Raw genomic sequence first — 16,852 nt, forward strand, 5'->3', positions numbered from 1 at the left:
AATGAGTCGACGATGAGCCAGGCGCAGGAGCACGAGCACACCGCGGGGCCCGCCGTGCCGCAGACCCGCACCGCCCGCCACCGCCGGATCGTGGACATCCTCAACCGGCAACCGGTGCGTTCCCAGAGCCAGTTGGCGAAGCTGCTGTCCGACGACGGGCTGAGTGTCACGCAGGCGACGCTCTCCCGGGACCTGGACGAGCTGAACGCGGTGAAGATCCGCAACAACGACGGCGACCTCATCTACGCGGTCCCGAGCGAGGGCGGTTTCCGCACCCCGCGCGTGCCGCTGGGGGAGTCGGCGAAGGAGGAGCGGATGCGGCGGCTCTCCTCCGAGCTGCTGATCTCCGCGGAGGCCTCCGCCAACCTCGTGGTCCTGCGCACCCCGCCGGGCGCCGCCCAGTTCCTCGCCTCGGCGATCGACCAGGCCGAACTCCAGGACATCCTCGGCACCATCGCCGGCGACGACACGCTCCTGCTGATCAGCCGGGACCCGCTCGGCGGCCAGGCCCTCGCGGACCATCTGCTGCGGCTGGCGCAGAACGACCACTGACGTAGCCGTACGGCCAACGAGTCGGGGGTGCACCGGAGTTGTCCGGTGCACCCCCGACTCGCATGGGGCTTCAGCCGAGTCTGGCCGCCAGGCCGCCGGTGCAGCGCACCTCGTCGCCCGCCGTGATGAGCAGGGCTTCTACGTCCGGCAGCGACTCCAGCCAGGCAAGGCCCTCCCGCGAGCCCATCGCGAACGCGGCCGTGGCCCAGCAGTCGGCCCAGGTCAGACGCGGTGCCACGACGGTGACCGCGACCAGGTCGGTCACCGCGGACTTGCCGGTGCTCGGGTCCACGATGTGCGCCCCGCGCTCCGCCGTACCGGAGGTCGCCACGGCCAACTCATCAGCGCCCGCAGCGGAGATGACGGCCGCGAGACCGCCCGGGCGGAGCGGGTCGGAGACGCCGACGCGCCAGGGCCGGTGCGGTCCCGGGGTGCCGAACATCTGGACGTCGCCGCCGCCGTTCACGCTGACCCCGCTCACCCCGGCCGCCGCCGCGATCAGCTCGGCCGCGCGCTCGGCGGCCCAGCCCTTCACGACGCCGGTGGGGTCGAGGGGTCCCTCGTACTTGGTGCTGAACCAGCCGGCGCTCACCCGCTCCGCCTCGGCGCCCAGCTCCAGCACCTCGGCGACCTCGGCGTCGCACTCGGCCAGGGTCAGCTCGCCGCGGGCCAGCCGGGAGACCTGGCTGTCGTCGCGGTAGGTGCTGAACACCTCGTTCACGCGGTGCAGTTGGGCGATCGCCTGCTCCAGCGCGGTGCGGACGGCCTCGGGCTCCCCGCCGCGGATGTCGAAGGAGAACACCGTCCCCATGACCTCCTCGGCGTGCCGCAGTTCGGCGGGTGCCGCCGCGGGATCGGTCACCGTGTCAGCCACCGGCCTTGTCCAGCGCCGACTGCAGGGACTTCTTGTAGCCGCCGCTCGTGTACGAAGCGCCCGACACGGAGTCGATGTTCGCGTTCCCGGCGGCCACGGCCTCCTGGTTGAGCTTGGGGACCGCCAGCGCCGTCTTCTGGTCGCTGGTGCCGCCGCTCGGGGCCTGCACCGCGTCGGCCTTGGTGATCTTGCCGCCCGCGACCGTGATCCTGACCTGGACGGGCCCGTACTCGGTCGTCACGACATCACCGGTGACGGTCTTGGCCTGGGCGGCCTGACCCGACCCGGCGGCCGAACTCTGGGACGGGGCGGCCGTGTTGGTGCCGGCGGCCTTCATCTTGTCGATGGCCGACTGCAGCGACTGCTTGTAGCCGGCGCTGGTGTAGCTCGCCCCGGACACGGACGTGATGTCCGCGCTCTGGGTGGCCACGACCTCCTGGTTGAGCTTGGGCACGGACAGCGCGGTCTTCTGGTCGCTGGTGCCGCCCTTGGGCGCCTGGACCGCCTCGGCCTTGGTGATCTTGCCGTTGGCGACCGTCAGGCGCACCTGGACGACCCCGTACTGGGTCTGGGCGACGGCGCCCGTGACCGTCGAGGTCCCGGCCGCCGCGGCACCGCCCTGGGGCGACTCCTGTGCGGCGGCGGTCTCCTGGGCCGCCGCACCCTGCGCGGACGCCGACGAGGAGTCGGTCGCCGGCTTCAGGGAGAGCAGCAGCACGATCCCGGACACGGTGGCGGCGCTCGCAAGCAGAACACGCCGGATGGGGTGGCTCTTCTTCATCGCTCCTGACTCCCGTCGCTCACATCTCGAACGACTCGTGATGGATACGGCGGGCGGGAACCCCGGCGCCGCGCAGTGCTTCGTAGACCGACTGCGCGAAGCCGGGCGGCCCGCACATGAAGACGTCGTGGTTGTCGATGTCCGGCAGCTTCCGGCGCAGGGAGTCCGCCGAGATGTCGGGGCGCTCCCCGCCGGGGCTGTTGACCGCGTACATCAGGCGGGCGCCGCGCTCGTCGGCGATCTTCGCCAGCTCGTCCCACAGCGCCAGGTCCTGGGTGGTGTTGGCGCGGTAGAGCAGCGTGATGTCACCGGCGCCCCCGGGCAGCGTCTCGAACAGGGCCCGCATCGGCGTGATGCCGACGCCGCCCGCGACCAGCAGCACCTTGCCGCGGGTGCGCCGCTGCGAGGTCATCGCGCCGTACGGGCCCTCGGCCCACACCTTGGTGCCGGGGCGCAGCTCGCGCAGCCGGGCGCTGTGGTCGCCGATCGCCTTGACCGTGATCCGCAGCATGTTCGGGCGGGGTGCCGCCGACAGCGAGTACGGGTGCGAGCTGAACCGCATGCCCGGCGCCAGGAACCGCCACCGGAAGAACTGCCCGGCCTCCGCGCCGATCCGGTGCAGCTTGCGCCCGCTGATCAGCACGGACACGATGCCGGGCGTCTCCTCGATGACCGCCTCGACCCGCATCCGGTGCCGCATGTTGAGGCGGATCGGGGTGAGGATCCGGTACCAGACGACCAGCGCGGTGACCGTGCCGTAGAGCCCGTACCAGACGGTCTTGGCGATCGGCGTCAGCGCGAAGTCGTTGCCGGTGCTGATCTGGTGCCAGAAGGTGAAGAACACCGCCGCGTACGTCAGCAGATGCACGTGGTACCACAGGTCGTACGGCAGCCTGCGGCGGACGGCGCCGATCGACGAGAGGCCGATGAGCAGGAACAGGCCGGTGCCGATCGCGGCCTTGCCCATGTCGGGCAGCTGGTTCACCGAGTCGATGGTCTGCTGGACGATGTCGCTCAGCGTCTTGCCCGCCTGGAGGGCGTAACCCCACATGATGAGGAAGACGTGCGCGAAGACCAGGCAGAGCGTGTAGCGGCCGCTCATCGCGTGCCAGCGGGCGACCCGGTCGGAGCCGACCCGGCGTTCCAGGGCGGGCACGCGGGCCATCTGGAGCACGACGAGTGCCATCAGATAACCGGCCAACAGGCCGGTGATACGGCCCGCGTTGAGGATCTTGCCGTTCTGGTCGGCGATGGACGGCGTGTTGTGCCACCACAGCCACAGCACCCCGACCGCGCCCGCCCAGACGGCGAGCAGCAGCAGGGTCGCTGGGGAGCGGCGCGGGCGGATGCGGCGCATCGTCTGTCGGCGGGCGGCACGTCCGCCTGCGAGCGTGGTGGTCACGGTTCCTCCGTGGACGGGGCAAGGGGGGTGGGCTGGTCCCTTGGCCCTGAAGTACGTGCCGTTGCGCCTGTGCGTTCAGAGTCCCGCGGAGTCCAGTGCGGACTGGAGTGACTGGCGGTAACCGTCACTTGTGTAGGTGGCGCCCGACACCGTGTCGATGCTCGCGCTCTGCGCGGACAGCACCTCGCGCCTCAGCTCCGGCAGGGCATAGGAGTTGATCTCCTGGTCGCGCGGATTGTCCGACGGCGACTGGACCGCGGTGGCATCGGTGATCCTGCCGTTCTTGACGGTGATCTTCACCTGCACGGGACCCCAACGGGTCTGCGCGGTCTCGCCGGTGACGGTCTTGGTGCCGGTGGCGCTCGAACCGCCGGACCCCGTACCGGTACCGGCACTGGAGCTGCTCGACGGCGCGGTCGCGGGGGACGCCGCTATCGCGGGCGCCGTGTGCGGCTTCAGCGCCAGCAGCATCACCAGACCGGACGCGGTGACCGCGCTCGCCAGCACGATCCGGCGCAGCGGCCGGCTCTTCTTCAACGGATGCACGACGGCCTCACAGCTCGAACGACTCGTGGTGGATACGGCGGTCCGGCACACCGGCGGCGCGCAGTGCCCCGTACAGCTCCTGGGCGAACGCGTGCGGGCCGCAGATGTACACGTCGTGCCCGGCCAGATCGGGCACGGCCTCGCGCAGCGCCGCCGCGCCGAGCGAAGGGCGTTGCCCCTGCGGCCCGTTGAGCGCGTACAGCACCTTCGCCCCGCGCCACTGCGCGATGGCCTCCAACTCGGCGCCCAGCGCCAGGTCTTGGGCGGTCCGCGCCCGGTACAGCAAGGTCACCTCACCCGGCAGCGTCTCGAACAGCGCCCGCAGCGGGGTGATCCCGACCCCGGCCGCGATCAGCAACGACCGCTGCGCGGTGCGCCGTTCGGCGGTCAGCGAGCCGTACGGCCCCTCCGCCCACACCCGCGCCCCCGGCCGCAGCAAGGGCACGGCCGCGCTGTGGTCGCCGAGCGCCTTGACCGTGATCCGCAGCAGGTCCCGCCGGGGCGGCGCCGACAGGGAGTACGGCGTCGACGTCCACCCCATCCCCTCCCCGAAGAACCGCCAGCGGAAGAACTGCCCTGCCTGCGCGCCGAGTTCGTCGACATGCCGGCCGCGTACGACGACGGAGTACACGCCCGGCGCCTCCCGGTGCACGGACTCGACCCGAAGCCGGTGCCGCAGGTTGAGCCGCACCGGGGCGAGGATCCGGTACCAGAGGACGAGGGCCGCGACACCGAGGTACAGGCCGTACCAGGCGGCCGTGGCTCCGGCGTGGCCGTTGAACTCGTTGCCCAGGCTCAGTTGGTGGAAGAAGGTGAGGAACACGGCGACGTACGTGAGGAGATGGACGTAGTACCAGAACTCGTAGCTGACTCTGCGCCGCGCGGCCCGGGCCGAGGTGATGCCGACCGCGAACAGGATCACCGCGCCGAAGGTTGCCTTCAGCATGTCCGGATAGTCGAGTACGACAGTCACCGTCTCGTGCACGATCGAGGCGCGGTCCTGGGCGGCGTAGCCGAGCAGGATGAACACGACGTGCACGACCAGCAGGCAGACCGTGTACCGCCCGGCCATCGCGTGCCAGCGGGCCACCCGGTCCGAGCCGACCCGGCGCTCCAGCAGCGGGACCCGCGCCATCAGACCTACGAGAACCGCGCAGGCGTAGCCGCACAGCAGCCCGGCGATCCGCCCGATCCCGGTCAGCCAGCCCGCCGCCCCGACCACCGACCCGGTGTCCGCCCACCAGAGGGCGACCGAGGCAGCCGCTCCGGCCCAGATCAGCCCGAGCACCGCGCCCGCCGGTGAACGCCGGGGAGCCGGCGCCACGGGCGGTGCCGTCCGTCGTTCGTACACGGTGGTCATGTGTGTGTCCTCTCACCCGTCCTGCACACAACTGTGGGGGCCGAACTTCTGAGGGATCTCTGAGCGGACGGCTTTCTCAGCTTTCTCAGAGGAAACTCAGAGCGGTCCACGGCGGCCGACGGCGCCGCCAGGGGGGATGCTGGTAAACGCCATGAACACGACCCGCTCCGGCCGACCGGCCCTCACCCGCCCCGACGGCACCCCCGTGCGCGTCCTCGTCGTCGACGACGACCCCGACCTCGCCGAGGTGCTGTCCGGCGCCCTGCGCTACGAGGGCTGGGAGGTCCGCGCGGCCGGCGACGGCGCCGCCGCGCTCGCCGGGGCGCGCGAGCTGCGGCCCGACGCCGTCGTCCTCGACGTGATGCTCCCGGACACCGACGGCTTCGCCGTGCTGCGCTCCCTGCACGAGGTCAAGCCCGACGTCTGCGTGCTCTTCCTCACCGCCCGGGACACCGTCGAGGACCGCATCGCCGGCATCACCGCGGGCGGCGACGACTACGTCACCAAGCCCTTCAGCCTGGAGGAGGTCGTGGCCCGGCTGCGCGGACTCCTCCGCCGTGCGGGCATGGCCCGCCAGCAGGAGGAGGGCCCCCGGATGACCGTCGGGGACCTGGTCATGGACGAGGAGGCCCGCGAGGTCACCCGCGCGGGCGACCTCGTCGAGCTGTCGCCGACCGAGTTCGAACTCCTCCGCTTCCTCATGCGCAACCCGCGCCGCGTCCTCAGCAAGGCCCAGATCCTCGACCGCGTCTGGTCCTACGACTTCGGCGGCCAGGCCCATGTCGTCGAGCTGTACATCTCGTACCTGCGCAAGAAGGTGGACGCGGGCCGCGCCCCCATGATCCACACCGTGCGCGGGGCCGGGTACGTGCTCAAGCCGGTGCCCTGATGCGGGGACCGCGCTGGCCGCACACCCTGCGGGCACGGCTGACGGCGGGCCTGGTCGTACTCCTCGCGGTCAGCTGCGCCGCCGTCGGGGTGGCCGCGGTGATCGAGCTGGACGGGTTCCTCACCGGCCGCCTCGACCAGCAGCTGACCGAGGTCGGCACCCAGTTCCCGGCCAGCCTGGAGCACAAGGGCCAGACACTGACCGACCACGACGCCGACGACCGGGAACGCGGCGACACCCGCCGCCAGGCACCGGGCACGTTCGGCGCCCGCCTGGTCGACGGCACCGTCACCAACGCGGCGGTCGTGCCCGCCGACAAGGACGACACCACGACCGACCTGAAGGTCACCCTGACCGCGCGGGACCGGAGGGAACTCGCCGCCGTACCGGCCGACGGCAGGGCCCGCACCCTCCGCCTCTCCTCCCTCGACAGATACCGCGTCCTCGCCGCCCAGGGCCGGGACGGCGACGTACTGATCACCGGCCTGCCGCTGGAGTCGGTGGAGGCCACCGTCCACCGGCTGGAGACGGTCGAGGCGATCGTCTTCGGCGCCGCCCTCCTGATCACCGGCTTCGCGGGCGCGCTCTGGGTCCGCTGGTCGCTACGACCCCTCAGCCGCGTCGCCGCCACGGCCACCCGGGTCAGTGAACTCCCGCTGGCCAGCGGTGAGGTGACCCTGCCGCCCCGGGCACCCGAGTCCGACCCTCGCAGCGAGGTGGGCCGCCTCGCCGGTGCCTTCAACCGCATGCTCGGCCATGTCGAGGACGCGCTCACCCACCGGCACGCCAGCGAGGAACGCCTCCGCAGCTTCGCGGCCGACGCGAGCCACGAACTGCGCACCCCGGTGGCGTCGATCCGGGGCCACGCCGAACTCGCCCTGCTGCACCCGGACCCCGTCCCGCCCAAGGTCACCCGCGCGCTGGAACGCATCGCCGCCGAGTCCACCCGTATGGGCGTCATGGTCGACGAGATGCTCCTCCTCGCCCGCCTCGACGCCGGCCGCCCCCTGGAACGCAGCCCGGTCGACCTCACCCACCTCGTCCTCGACGCGATCTCCGACGCCCGAGCCGCCGGCCCCGACCACCGCTGGACCCTCCAACTCCCCGAGGAACCCGTCACGGTCACAGGCGACGCCCACCGCCTCCAACAACTCCTGGCCAACCTGCTGGCCAACGCCCGTCTGCACACACCGGCCGGCACAAAGGTGACGGTGACCGTGGAGACGGGCGACGGCGTGACCTACTTGGTGGTCCACGACGACGGCCCGGGAGTCCCGCCCGAGATCCAACCAGGAGTCTTCGAACGCTTCACCCGAGCGGACCGCCGCCGAGCGGACAGCGGGGGAGGAGGAGCGGGCCTGGGCCTGTCGATCGTGTCGGCGGTGGCGGAGGCACACGGGGGAAGCGTGACCCTGGAGAGCCGCCCGGGCTCAACAACGTTCACGGTCCAACTCCCGCCGGCCTGACCCCCTCAGGGGCGCGGGGAACTGCGCGCCCAGCCACAACGGGCCCGCACCCGCCGTACAACCGACACCTGAACGACGCGATCGCGCATCAGTACCGAGCAATAGCCGTAGCCCCACTCACAGTGCCGATAGCAATATGCGGCCCCCGCCCAGGAACAACCCACGCAAGAAGCCGACGCATCACATCCCCCGCCACAGACACACAACCGGCGGTAGCCCCACGCCCGTTGACATGCAAAAAGATCCCGGCCCCCCGCCCCTTCACAGGCTTGGCGTAGTTGAACCCAACGACAAACCCGTACGCATACTGGGTCGGATACGAGATCAACCGCTCGGACTCGGACGCCCTGCAATCACTCGCCAGGGGCTCACTCCACCGGTTGTAGACCCGAGACCGAGTGTCCTCACACCACCACGAACTCCCGCCCACCCGCCGGTACTTGACGCGGGTCCCACCCGGAGCCGCCTTGATCCCGAAGGCATACGGCAGGTCGTACAACCCCGTGGGAGTCGTGTAGGACCCCTGCTTACGGGACCCACCCTCAACGAGCCCCTTCGCCCCGAACCGAGCAGCGGCAGAACCGGCCTCGACCCACACCCCACCCCGCCGCTCCCACCAACTCACCGTCCCGGCAGTGGAGTTGGCACGCGGCGCCTCCGCCAGGATCAGCTGACTCCCACCCCCGGTGTCCGCGAGCGACGAGGGCGACGGAGGCTCCACCGCATGCGCGGGCACCGCACCGAGCAGCAGAAGAAGGGACGCGGACGCAAGGGCGAGAACACCGGGACGCATGGTTCAGACGGTAGAGCGCGGACGGGGTGACGGCAGCTCAGTTGGGCCGAACAGGGAAGACACATCCGGTCCAGGCATGACCGTGGCCGCCCCGGCCGGCGTTCATCGGGGCGGCCACGGCTGCCTGTCACGTCACTTGGTGAGCGTGCAGGCGGCCAGGGAGTCGAGACCGGAGGGCTTGGTGCCCTGACGCCCGATGGCGATGGCGATCCGGTCAATGGTGGACACGCGCTTGTCCTTCAGCGGACCGAGGATCGCGTTCTGGACGAAGTTGGGGCCACCCTGTCCGACGGTGTCGACGAGCCGCTTGTTGGCCTCGGCGATCTGGGTGTCGAGAAGGGTGAGGTTGCGGTCGACCTCGGCCTGCGCGGAAGCCGGAACCGCGGGCAGCTGCGACTTCACGTCGGGGCACGAGATGGTCCCGGCCGCCGTGGTGGTGTCCGTCCCGCCGGCCGCGTCGGTGGCGGACGCCGTGGCACTCGGAGTCGCGGTGTCGGTCGCACCGGTATCCGTACCGGTGTTGGTCCCGGTCCCGCCGGTGTTGAGGGCGCAGGTGGCCAGCGAGTCGAGCCCGGTCGGCTTGGTGCCCTGACGCCCGATGGCGATGGCGATCCGGTCAATGGTGGACACGCGCTTGTCCTTCAGCGGACCGAGGATCGCGTTCTGGACGAAGTTCGCCCCACCCTGCCCGACCGTGTCGACGAGTCGCTTGTTGGCCTCGGCGATCTGGGTGTCGAGGAGGGTGAGGTTGCGGTCGACCTCGGCCTGCGCGGAAGCCGGGACGGCAGGCAGCTGCGACTTCACGTCGGGGCAGGAGATCGTCCCCGGGTCGGACAACGTCCGGGCGCTCTGCGCGGTGCTGCTCTTGTCCGGCGTCCCGGCGAGAGCGGACCCGGCGATGACCGCGCCGGACAGCACCACGGCGGCGGCACCGCCGATGAACACGACGCGACGCTTGTTGTACTTGGGGAGAGCCCTGGACATGCGAATGCCTCACTCGGGTCAGGGGTGAACAGGGGGTGACTCGTGGGGGAAACGCGGCGCCTGCGTTCGGCGAGAGGTACGGGAAAGCGGTTGCTGGCGTTCAAGGGCTCTTAAAATTGACGAAACATGCATGCCTCTGCATAATCATGCATGCCGGATAATGCGGTGACGACGACTCATCCACAGCCTTAGAGGAGCAGCGCAAGTGAGCAGCAACAGCGGTGACGTACGGCTCTGGGGCGGTCGTTTCGCCGACGGTCCCGCCGAGGCCCTGGCGAAGCTGTCCGCGTCCGTCCACTTCGACTGGCGGCTCGCGCCCTACGACATCGCCGGTTCCCGCGCCCACGCGCGCGTGCTGCACAAGGCGAACCTCCTCACGGACGACGAGCTGAACCGCATGCTCGCGGGCCTGGACCAGCTCGGAGCGAACGTCGCCGACGGCTCCCTCGTCGGCACGATCGCCGACGAGGACGTCCATACGGCCCTGGAACGCGGCCTGTTGGAGATCCTCGGCCCCGACCTCGGCGGCAAGCTGCGCGCGGGCCGTTCCCGCAACGACCAGGTCGCGACCCTCTTCCGGATGTACCTGCGCGACCACGCCCGCACGATCGGCGGCCTCATCGCCGACCTCCAGGACGCGCTGGTCGGCCTGGCGGAGGCTCACTCCGACGTGGCGATGCCCGGCCGCACCCACCTCCAGCACGCCCAGCCGGTGCTGTTCGCCCACCACATGCTGGCCCACGTGCAACCTCTGTCCCGGGACGCGGAACGCCTGCGCCAGTGGGACGAGCGCACGGCGGTCTCGCCGTACGGCTCGGGCGCGCTCGCGGGTTCCTCCCTCGGCCTGGACCCGGAGTCGGTGGCGAAGGACCTCGGCTTCGAGCACGGCTCGGTCGCCAACTCCATCGACGGCACGGCCTCGCGTGACTTCGTCGCCGAGTTCGCCTTCATCACGGCGATGATCGGGGTGAACCTCTCCCGGATCGCCGAGGAGATCATCATCTGGAACACGAAGGAGTTCTCCTTCGTGACCCTGCACGACGCGTTCTCCACGGGCTCGTCGATCATGCCGCAGAAGAAGAACCCGGACATCGCGGAGCTGGCACGCGGCAAGTCCGGCCGGCTGATCGGCAACCTCACGGGCCTGATGGCAACGCTCAAGGCCCTCCCGTTGGCCTACAACCGCGACCTCCAGGAGGACAAGGAGCCGGTCTTCGACTCCATCGACCAACTCGAGGTCCTGCTCCCGGCGTTCACCGGCATGATGGCCACCCTCACCATCCACCGCGACCGCATGGAAGAACTGGCCCCGGCCGGCTTCTCCCTCGCCACGGACATCGCAGAGTGGCTGGTCAGGCGGGGCGTCCCCTTCCGGGTGGCCCACGAGGTCGCCGGCGAGTGCGTCAAGGTCGCCGAGTCCGAGGGCATCGAACTCGACGGCCTCACCGACGACCAGTTCGCCAAGATCTCCCCCCACCTCACCCCCGAGGTCCGCTCGGTCCTCAACGTCCCCGGAGCCCTAGCCTCCCGCAACGCCCGAGGCGGCACGGCCCCAAGCGCGGTAGCCACCCAACTGGCGGAAGTAAAGCGCGACTTGGAAACCCAGCACGAATGGGCCGCTGCTAAGAACAAGCGGTAGGGGCGAGTCTTTTAGGGGCGCGGGGAACTGCGCGACAAGCCACGACGCACCCGCACTCGCCAGACCACCGCACAAACCGAGCTCTGGGGCGAAGGTCATCCCGGGTTACGTTGGTCGCAGCCGCACCACAGCCGACCAACCGGAGCCCGCGATGCCCTTCGCCCGACTGGCCACAGCAACAACCCCCACCAGCCACATCGGACTAGGCCTCGCCGCAGTAGGTCGCCCCGGCTACATCAACCTGGGCCGAGAAAAAGACCTCGGAGAGCACCGCACGGTAGAAGCCCTCCGCACCCGAACCCACGAACTCCTGGACGCCGCCTACGCCCAAGGCGTCCGCTACTTCGACGCAGCCCGCTCCTGCGGCCGCTCCGAGGAGTTCCTGGCCGACTGGCTGAATTCCCACCCCGACCTGGACGACATCGTGGTCGGCAGCAAGTGGGGCTACACCTACACCGCGGACTGGTCGGCGGACGCCGAGACGCACGAGGTCAAGGATCACAGCGTCCAGACCTACGACCGCCAGCGCGCCGAGACCGCGAACCTCCTCGGCGACCGCCTCGACCTCTACCAGATCCACTCGGTGACCCCGGACAGCCCGGCCCTCACCGACAAGGAACTCCACGCGAAACTGGCCGAGTTGGCGGCGACGGGCGTGACCATCGGCTTCTCGACCAGCGGCCCCGCCCAGGCAGACGCCATCCGAGCCGCCCTCGCCGTGACGGTCGACGGCGAGCCCCTCTTCCGTATCGTCCAGTCGACGTACAACGCCCTGGAGACCTCGGCGGGCCCGGCCCTGGCGGAGGCCCACGACGCCGGCCTCGCGGTGATCGTCAAGGAGGGCATGGCCAACGGCAGGCTCGCGGAGCCGTACGCCCCGGACGCCCTGAAGGCCGTAGCCGAAGAGACCTCACTCGGCACGGACGCGATCGCCCTGGCCCTGATCCTGCGCGAGCCGTGGGCGGGCGTGGCCCTCTCGGGCGCGGCGACGGCAGGCCAACTGGCCTCCAACCTGCACGCGGCGGTCGTGGACCTGGACGACGACCAGCTGGCCCGCCTCGGCGCACTGGCCGAGGACCCGCACGCGTACTGGGAGAAGCGCGGACAGCTGCCCTGGCACTGAGCCTCTTGGCGGCCGCCCTCGCCATGAGACAGCTGCGCCCACGGTGAGACGCGAGTGTCTCATGTGGGTTATGGTTGTCTCATGGCTCTCGACCGTGACCACGTACTCCGCGCCGCCGCGGCACTGCTGACCCGTAAATCCACCGCGACCATGGACGAGGTCGCCAAGGCGGCCGGGATCAGCCGGGCCACGCTGCACCGCCAGTTCGCGGGCCGCGACGCGCTCGTACGGGCCCTGGAGGCGCTCGGCATCGCGGAGTGCGAGGCCGCGCTGGAGGCGGCCAGGCTGGACGAGGGCCACGCGGAGGACGCCGTACGACGGCTCGTCCGCGAGGTAGAACCGGCCGCAGGCCTGCTCGCCTTCCTCTATACCGAGAACCAGCTGTTCGAGGGCGAGGAACAGCACGAGGGCTGGGCCCGGATCGACGACCGCATCACCGCCGTGTTCCGGCGCGGCCAGCAGCACGGCGAGTTCCGCATCGACCTGACGCCCGCCTGGCTCACCGAGGCGCTGTTCGGCCTGCTGGCCTCCGGTGCCTGGATGGTGCAGAGCGGCAAGGGCGCCCCCAAGGACTTCACGCGCATGATCGCCGAGCTGCTGCTCGGTGGCGCACTACGACGAGACGAAACGCAAGACGCACCACAGAGAGAGGAATCATGACCAGCACCCTGCGGCCGGCGATCGCGACGGAGACGGAGAAGCGCCCGGGCCGTTGGCTCGCGCTCTCCGTCCTCGTGCTCGCCGTGCTGCTGGTGGCCGTGGACGCGACCGTCCTCGGCCTCGCAACCCCGTACATCAGCGAGGACTTGAAGCCCTCCGGCACCCAACTCCTCTGGATCGGCGACGTCTACTCCTTCGTCATCGCGGGCCTGCTCGTGTCGATGGGCAGCCTCGGCGACCGCATCGGCCGCAAGAAGATCCTGCTGATCGGAGCGACGGCGTTCGGCGCGATCTCGATCCTCAACGCCTACGCCACGACACCGGAGTTGATGATCCTGGCCCGGGCGCTGCTCGGCGTCGCGGGCGCGACCCTGATGCCCGCCACCCTCGCCCTGATCCGCAACCTCTTCCACGACCCGCGCGAACGCAGCCTCGCCGTAGGCATCTGGGGCGCAACAGCCTCCGCGGGTACGGCAGTTGGCCCGGTGGCGGGCGGCTTCCTCCTCGAACACTTCTGGTGGGGCTCGGTCTTCCTCATCAACCTGCCCGTGATGGCGGTCCTGGTCCTGGTAGGCATCAAAACCCTCCCCGAGTCCAAGAACCCCAACCCGGGCCCGTGGGACCTGATCAGCGTGGTCCTGTCCCTGATCGGCGTGATCGGAGTGGTCTACGCGGTGAAGGAGGCCGCGACCCACGGCTTCGAGCTGCCCTCACTCGCGGTAGGCGCACTGGGCGCGGCGGCCCTGTACTGGTTCGTACGCCGCCAACTGACCCTCCCCGCCCCCCTGTTGGACATGCGCCTGTTCCGCAACCGAGGCTTCAGCGCGGCGGTCCTCGCCGACCTCCTGACCATCCTCGGCCTGTCCGGCCTGGTCTTCTTCCTCTCCCAGTACCTTCAACTGGTCCAGGGCAGGGGCCCGTTCGAGGCAGGCCTGGCCGAAATCCCCGCCGCCGTAGGCGCGGTGGCGGCCGGTTTGATCGCGGGAAGGGTGGCCCGCCGCTACTCGGTCCGAGCGGTGGTCGCCGGCGGCCTGGCAGCGGTGGGCCTGTCCCTGGCCGTACTGACAACCCTCAACCAGTCGACCGGCTACCCACTCCTGGGCGCCGCCCTCCTGGTGGTCGGCGTAGGCGCCGGCTTCTCCTTCACGGTGACGGCGGACGTCATCCTGTCCTCCGTACCGAAGGAACAGGCGGGCGCGGCCTCGGCGGTCTCGGAAACGGCCTACGAGTTGGGCGCGGCCCTGGGAATCGCCGTACTCGGCTCGATCGTGACAGGCGTGTACAGGGGTTTCGCGGCTCCGGCGGGAACACCGAGCGGTGCGCACGAGTCACTGGGCGGCGCGGTGGAAGCGGCAGCGGGAATGCCGTCTCACGCGTCCCAGGAAATGCTGACCTCGGCGAGAGATGCCTTCGTCGGCGGCCTCAGCGTGGCATCGGCGGTAGGCGCAACAGTCCTACTGGCAACGGCAGTTGCAGCATGGTTCATGCTCAAGGGACAGAACCTGGAAAACGCCGCCTAAAGGGATGCCTTTAGGGGCGCGGGGAACTGCGCGACCAGCCCCCACGTACCCGCACCCGAAAAACAGCGTTACGCAGCCTTGGCTTTAGTGGCGTACATGTCCACGTACTCCTGCCCCGACAACCGCATGACCTCAGTCATCACAGAGTCGGTCACAGCCCGCAACACATACCGGTCCCGATCCATCCCCTCATACCGAGAGAACTCCATCGCCTCACCGAACCGAACAGTCACCTTCCCCGGCCGAGGAAACCCCGCCCCACCCGGCTGCAACTTGTCCGTACCGATCATCGCGAAGGGCACGACCGGCGCCCCCGTCATCATCGTGAGCCGAGCAATCCCGGTCCGCCCCCGGTACAGACGCCCGTCGGGCGACCGCGTCCCCTCGGGATAGATCCCGAAGACCTTGCCCTCCTCCAGGATGCGCCGGCCGGTCATCAGGGCCGCGACCCCGCCGTTCGCGCCGTCGCGGTCCACCGGGATCATCCCGACCCCCGTGAAGAACCAGGCCATGAGACGGCCCTTGAACCCCTCACCGGTGACGTACTCGTCCTTGCCGATGAACAGCACCTGCCGGTCGCAGACCAGCGGAAGGATCATCGAGTCGATGAACGTGAGGTGGTTGCCGGCCAGGATCACCGGCCCGTCTCCCGGGATGTGCTCGATTCCCTCCACCTGGGGGCGGAACATCAGGCGCATGATCGGTCCGAGCACTGCCTTGATGAGCGCGAAGCGGGACAACGGGCCCTCCGGTGTCAAGGGGGTTCGATATAAATCTGTGCAGGTGAGGACGATACTCGCGGCCCCCGGGGTAATGCACATCGGGTTCACCGAGGTCTTACGCAGTGTTGACGCACGTTTACCTGCGGTGCCGCGCCAGGACCGTCCCGTAACCGGGCCGCCATGTTGTGACGCATCTCGCGTTCCTTGGTGACGGCGGGTCAAACCTGCCAGCCGGTACGACATCCAGCGTCACCGCCGTGTTCCGGCCGAGGTCTCCCGCCCGTCATCTACGCGCACCTACGATCGGCGCGCAGCGACGGGGCGACGCCAGGAGGTTTCATGGACACGCAGGGAACGCAGGGGCCGAACGAGCGAGCCAACGGCACCGGACGACGGGCGCTGCTCGGCGCCGCCGTACTCGGCGCGGGAGTGGCCGCACTCGGACCGGCGGGTACGGCGAGAGCCGCCGAGGCCACGTCGGCCCGTCACGGCGGCGGCCTCAAGGACCTGCCCAAGCCGACGATCGTCGGTCACCGCGGCACCAGCGGCTACCGCCCGGAGCACACCTTCGGCTCGTACAACCTGGCCCTCGACCTGGGCGCGGACATCGTCGAGGCCGGTGACCTGGTCCCCACCAAGGACGGCCACCTGGTGTGCCGGCACGAGCCGGAGATCGGCGGCACGACGAACGTCGCGGACCACCCCGAGTTCGCGAGCCGCAAGACCACCAAGCTGCTGGACGGCGTCTCCACGACCGGCTGGTTCACCGAGGACTTCACGCTCGCCGAGCTGAAGACCCTGCGCGCGATCGAACGCATCCCGGTCAACCGCCCGCACAACATGCTCTACAACGGCCGCTGGGAGATCCCCACCTTCGAAGAGGTCCTCAAGTGGCAGGACGAGCAGACCCGTAAGCGCGGCAAGCAGGTCTGGATCTACCCCGAGATGAAGCACCCCACCTACTTCCGCAAGCGCGGGTTCGAGATGGAGAAGCTGCTCTCGACGATCCTGCGCAAGCACGGCAAGGACCGTAAGAACTCGCCGGTTCTGATCCAGTCCTTCGAGCCGACCAGCATCGCGAAGATCAACAAGCTCGTCGGCAACCCGCTGGTCGTGCTGCTGTCCGGCACCGGCACGCAGCCCTTCGACTTCATCGACCAGGGCGACCCGCGCACGGTCGACGACCTGGTCACCCCGAAGGGCCTCGCCGAGATCGCGAAGTACGCGGACGGCCTCGGCCCGACGCTCGACCTGATCATCACGAAGAACGCGGACGGCAGCCTGAACAAGGAGACCACCCTGGTCGCCGACGCGCACAAGGCGGGCCTCATCCTGCACCCCTACACCATGCGCAACGAGAACCCCTTCCTGCCGCTGGAGTACCGCAAGGGCACGGCCGCGGACGCCTACGGCGACGCGTTCGGCGCCTTCAAGCGCTACTTCGCCACCGGCATCGACGGCGTCTTCACCGACAACGCCGACACCGGTCTGCTCGCCCGCGCGGACTTCGTCAACGGCTGAGCCCCGCGCCCCGTTGGAGT

At 70.0% G+C, this 16,852-nt stretch carries 16 protein-coding genes; 8 read left to right on the forward strand and 8 right to left on the reverse strand.

What is annotated here, in order from left to right:
• Positions 1-12: 12 nt before the first annotated feature.
• Complete coding sequence (locus OO69_RS20605) at positions 13-552, forward strand: arginine repressor (protein ID WP_019059868.1); 540 nt, start codon at positions 13-15, stop codon at positions 550-552.
• Between the two features lie 70 nt (positions 553-622).
• Here the strand turns inward: OO69_RS20605 and OO69_RS20610 are convergent, their stop codons facing one another.
• The 5 genes from OO69_RS20610 to OO69_RS20630 form a co-directional block, all read right to left on the reverse strand.
• Entirely contained in the window at positions 623-1,363 is a 741-nt protein-coding gene (locus OO69_RS20610; protein ID WP_234444494.1) for an FAD:protein FMN transferase, read from the reverse strand.
• Between the two features lie 55 nt (positions 1,364-1,418).
• Positions 1,419-2,207, reverse strand: coding sequence for an FMN-binding protein (locus tag OO69_RS20615; protein WP_199810993.1), 789 nt, complete (start codon positions 2,205-2,207; stop codon positions 1,419-1,421).
• A gap of 19 nt (positions 2,208-2,226) precedes the next feature.
• Positions 2,227-3,609, reverse strand: a complete 1,383-nt coding sequence (locus OO69_RS20620; RefSeq protein ID WP_033282201.1) for a ferric reductase-like transmembrane domain-containing protein — start codon at positions 3,607-3,609, stop codon at positions 2,227-2,229.
• Between the two features lie 75 nt (positions 3,610-3,684).
• Positions 3,685-4,155 carry an FMN-binding protein gene (locus OO69_RS20625; protein WP_033282202.1) on the reverse strand — a complete coding sequence of 157 codons (471 nt, stop codon included), beginning with the start codon at positions 4,153-4,155 and terminating at the stop codon, positions 3,685-3,687.
• Positions 4,156-4,162: 7 nt separating this feature from the next.
• Positions 4,163-5,515, reverse strand: coding sequence for a ferric reductase-like transmembrane domain-containing protein (locus tag OO69_RS20630; protein ID WP_033282203.1), 1,353 nt, complete (start codon positions 5,513-5,515; stop codon positions 4,163-4,165).
• Positions 5,516-5,666: 151 nt separating this feature from the next.
• Between OO69_RS20630 and OO69_RS20635 the strand changes: the two genes are divergently transcribed.
• A complete protein-coding gene (locus OO69_RS20635; RefSeq protein WP_033282204.1) occupies positions 5,667-6,404 on the forward strand; it encodes a response regulator transcription factor in 738 nt (245 codons plus the stop codon).
• Positions 6,404-7,870: a sensor histidine kinase gene (locus OO69_RS20640; RefSeq protein ID WP_033282205.1), complete on the forward strand. Its 1,467-nt coding sequence runs from the start codon at positions 6,404-6,406 to the stop codon at positions 7,868-7,870. The genes OO69_RS20635 and OO69_RS20640 overlap by 1 nt, the downstream gene beginning before the upstream one ends.
• An 88-nt stretch (positions 7,871-7,958) precedes the next feature.
• Here the strand turns inward: OO69_RS20640 and OO69_RS53025 are convergent, their stop codons facing one another.
• Both OO69_RS53025 and OO69_RS20645 read right to left on the reverse strand, forming a co-directional pair.
• Positions 7,959-8,663: a L,D-transpeptidase family protein gene (locus tag OO69_RS53025; RefSeq protein ID WP_078652506.1), complete on the reverse strand. Its 705-nt coding sequence runs from the start codon at positions 8,661-8,663 to the stop codon at positions 7,959-7,961.
• 132 nt (positions 8,664-8,795) lie between these two features.
• Positions 8,796-9,647: a hypothetical protein gene (locus OO69_RS20645; protein ID WP_033282206.1), complete on the reverse strand. Its 852-nt coding sequence runs from the start codon at positions 9,645-9,647 to the stop codon at positions 8,796-8,798.
• 205 nt (positions 9,648-9,852) lie between these two features.
• On the opposite strand from OO69_RS20645, the gene argH reads away from it, so the two are divergent.
• The 4 genes from argH to OO69_RS20665 all read left to right on the forward strand — a co-directional run bounded on the left by argH (position 9,853) and on the right by OO69_RS20665 (position 14,589).
• Entirely contained in the window at positions 9,853-11,286 is a 1,434-nt protein-coding gene (argH, locus tag OO69_RS20650; RefSeq protein ID WP_033282207.1) for an argininosuccinate lyase, read from the forward strand.
• A gap of 151 nt (positions 11,287-11,437) precedes the next feature.
• Positions 11,438-12,409, forward strand: coding sequence for an aldo/keto reductase (locus OO69_RS20655; RefSeq protein ID WP_033282208.1), 972 nt, complete (start codon positions 11,438-11,440; stop codon positions 12,407-12,409).
• An 81-nt stretch (positions 12,410-12,490) separates the two neighbouring features.
• Entirely contained in the window at positions 12,491-13,069 is a 579-nt protein-coding gene (locus OO69_RS20660; protein WP_033282209.1) for a TetR/AcrR family transcriptional regulator, read from the forward strand.
• A complete protein-coding gene (locus OO69_RS20665; protein WP_033282210.1) occupies positions 13,066-14,589 on the forward strand; it encodes an MFS transporter in 1,524 nt (507 codons plus the stop codon). Before OO69_RS20660 ends, OO69_RS20665 begins: the two co-directional genes overlap by 4 nt.
• A 68-nt stretch (positions 14,590-14,657) precedes the next feature.
• On the opposite strand, the gene OO69_RS20670 is transcribed toward OO69_RS20665, so the two are convergent.
• The gene (locus tag OO69_RS20670; protein WP_078652508.1) at positions 14,658-15,410 is read right to left on the reverse strand and encodes a lysophospholipid acyltransferase family protein; all 753 of its coding nucleotides are present in this window, start codon (positions 15,408-15,410) and stop codon (positions 14,658-14,660) included.
• A gap of 240 nt (positions 15,411-15,650) precedes the next feature.
• Here OO69_RS20670 and OO69_RS20675 point away from each other — a divergent pair, with 240 nt between their 5' ends.
• Complete coding sequence (locus tag OO69_RS20675) at positions 15,651-16,832, forward strand: glycerophosphodiester phosphodiesterase (RefSeq protein WP_033282212.1); 1,182 nt, start codon at positions 15,651-15,653, stop codon at positions 16,830-16,832.
• Positions 16,833-16,852: the final 20 nt, after the last annotated feature.

The organism is Streptomyces sp. NRRL F-525 (assembly GCF_000716605.1).
In the GTDB taxonomy this organism is placed as follows: Bacteria; Actinomycetota; Actinomycetes; order Streptomycetales; family Streptomycetaceae; genus Streptomyces.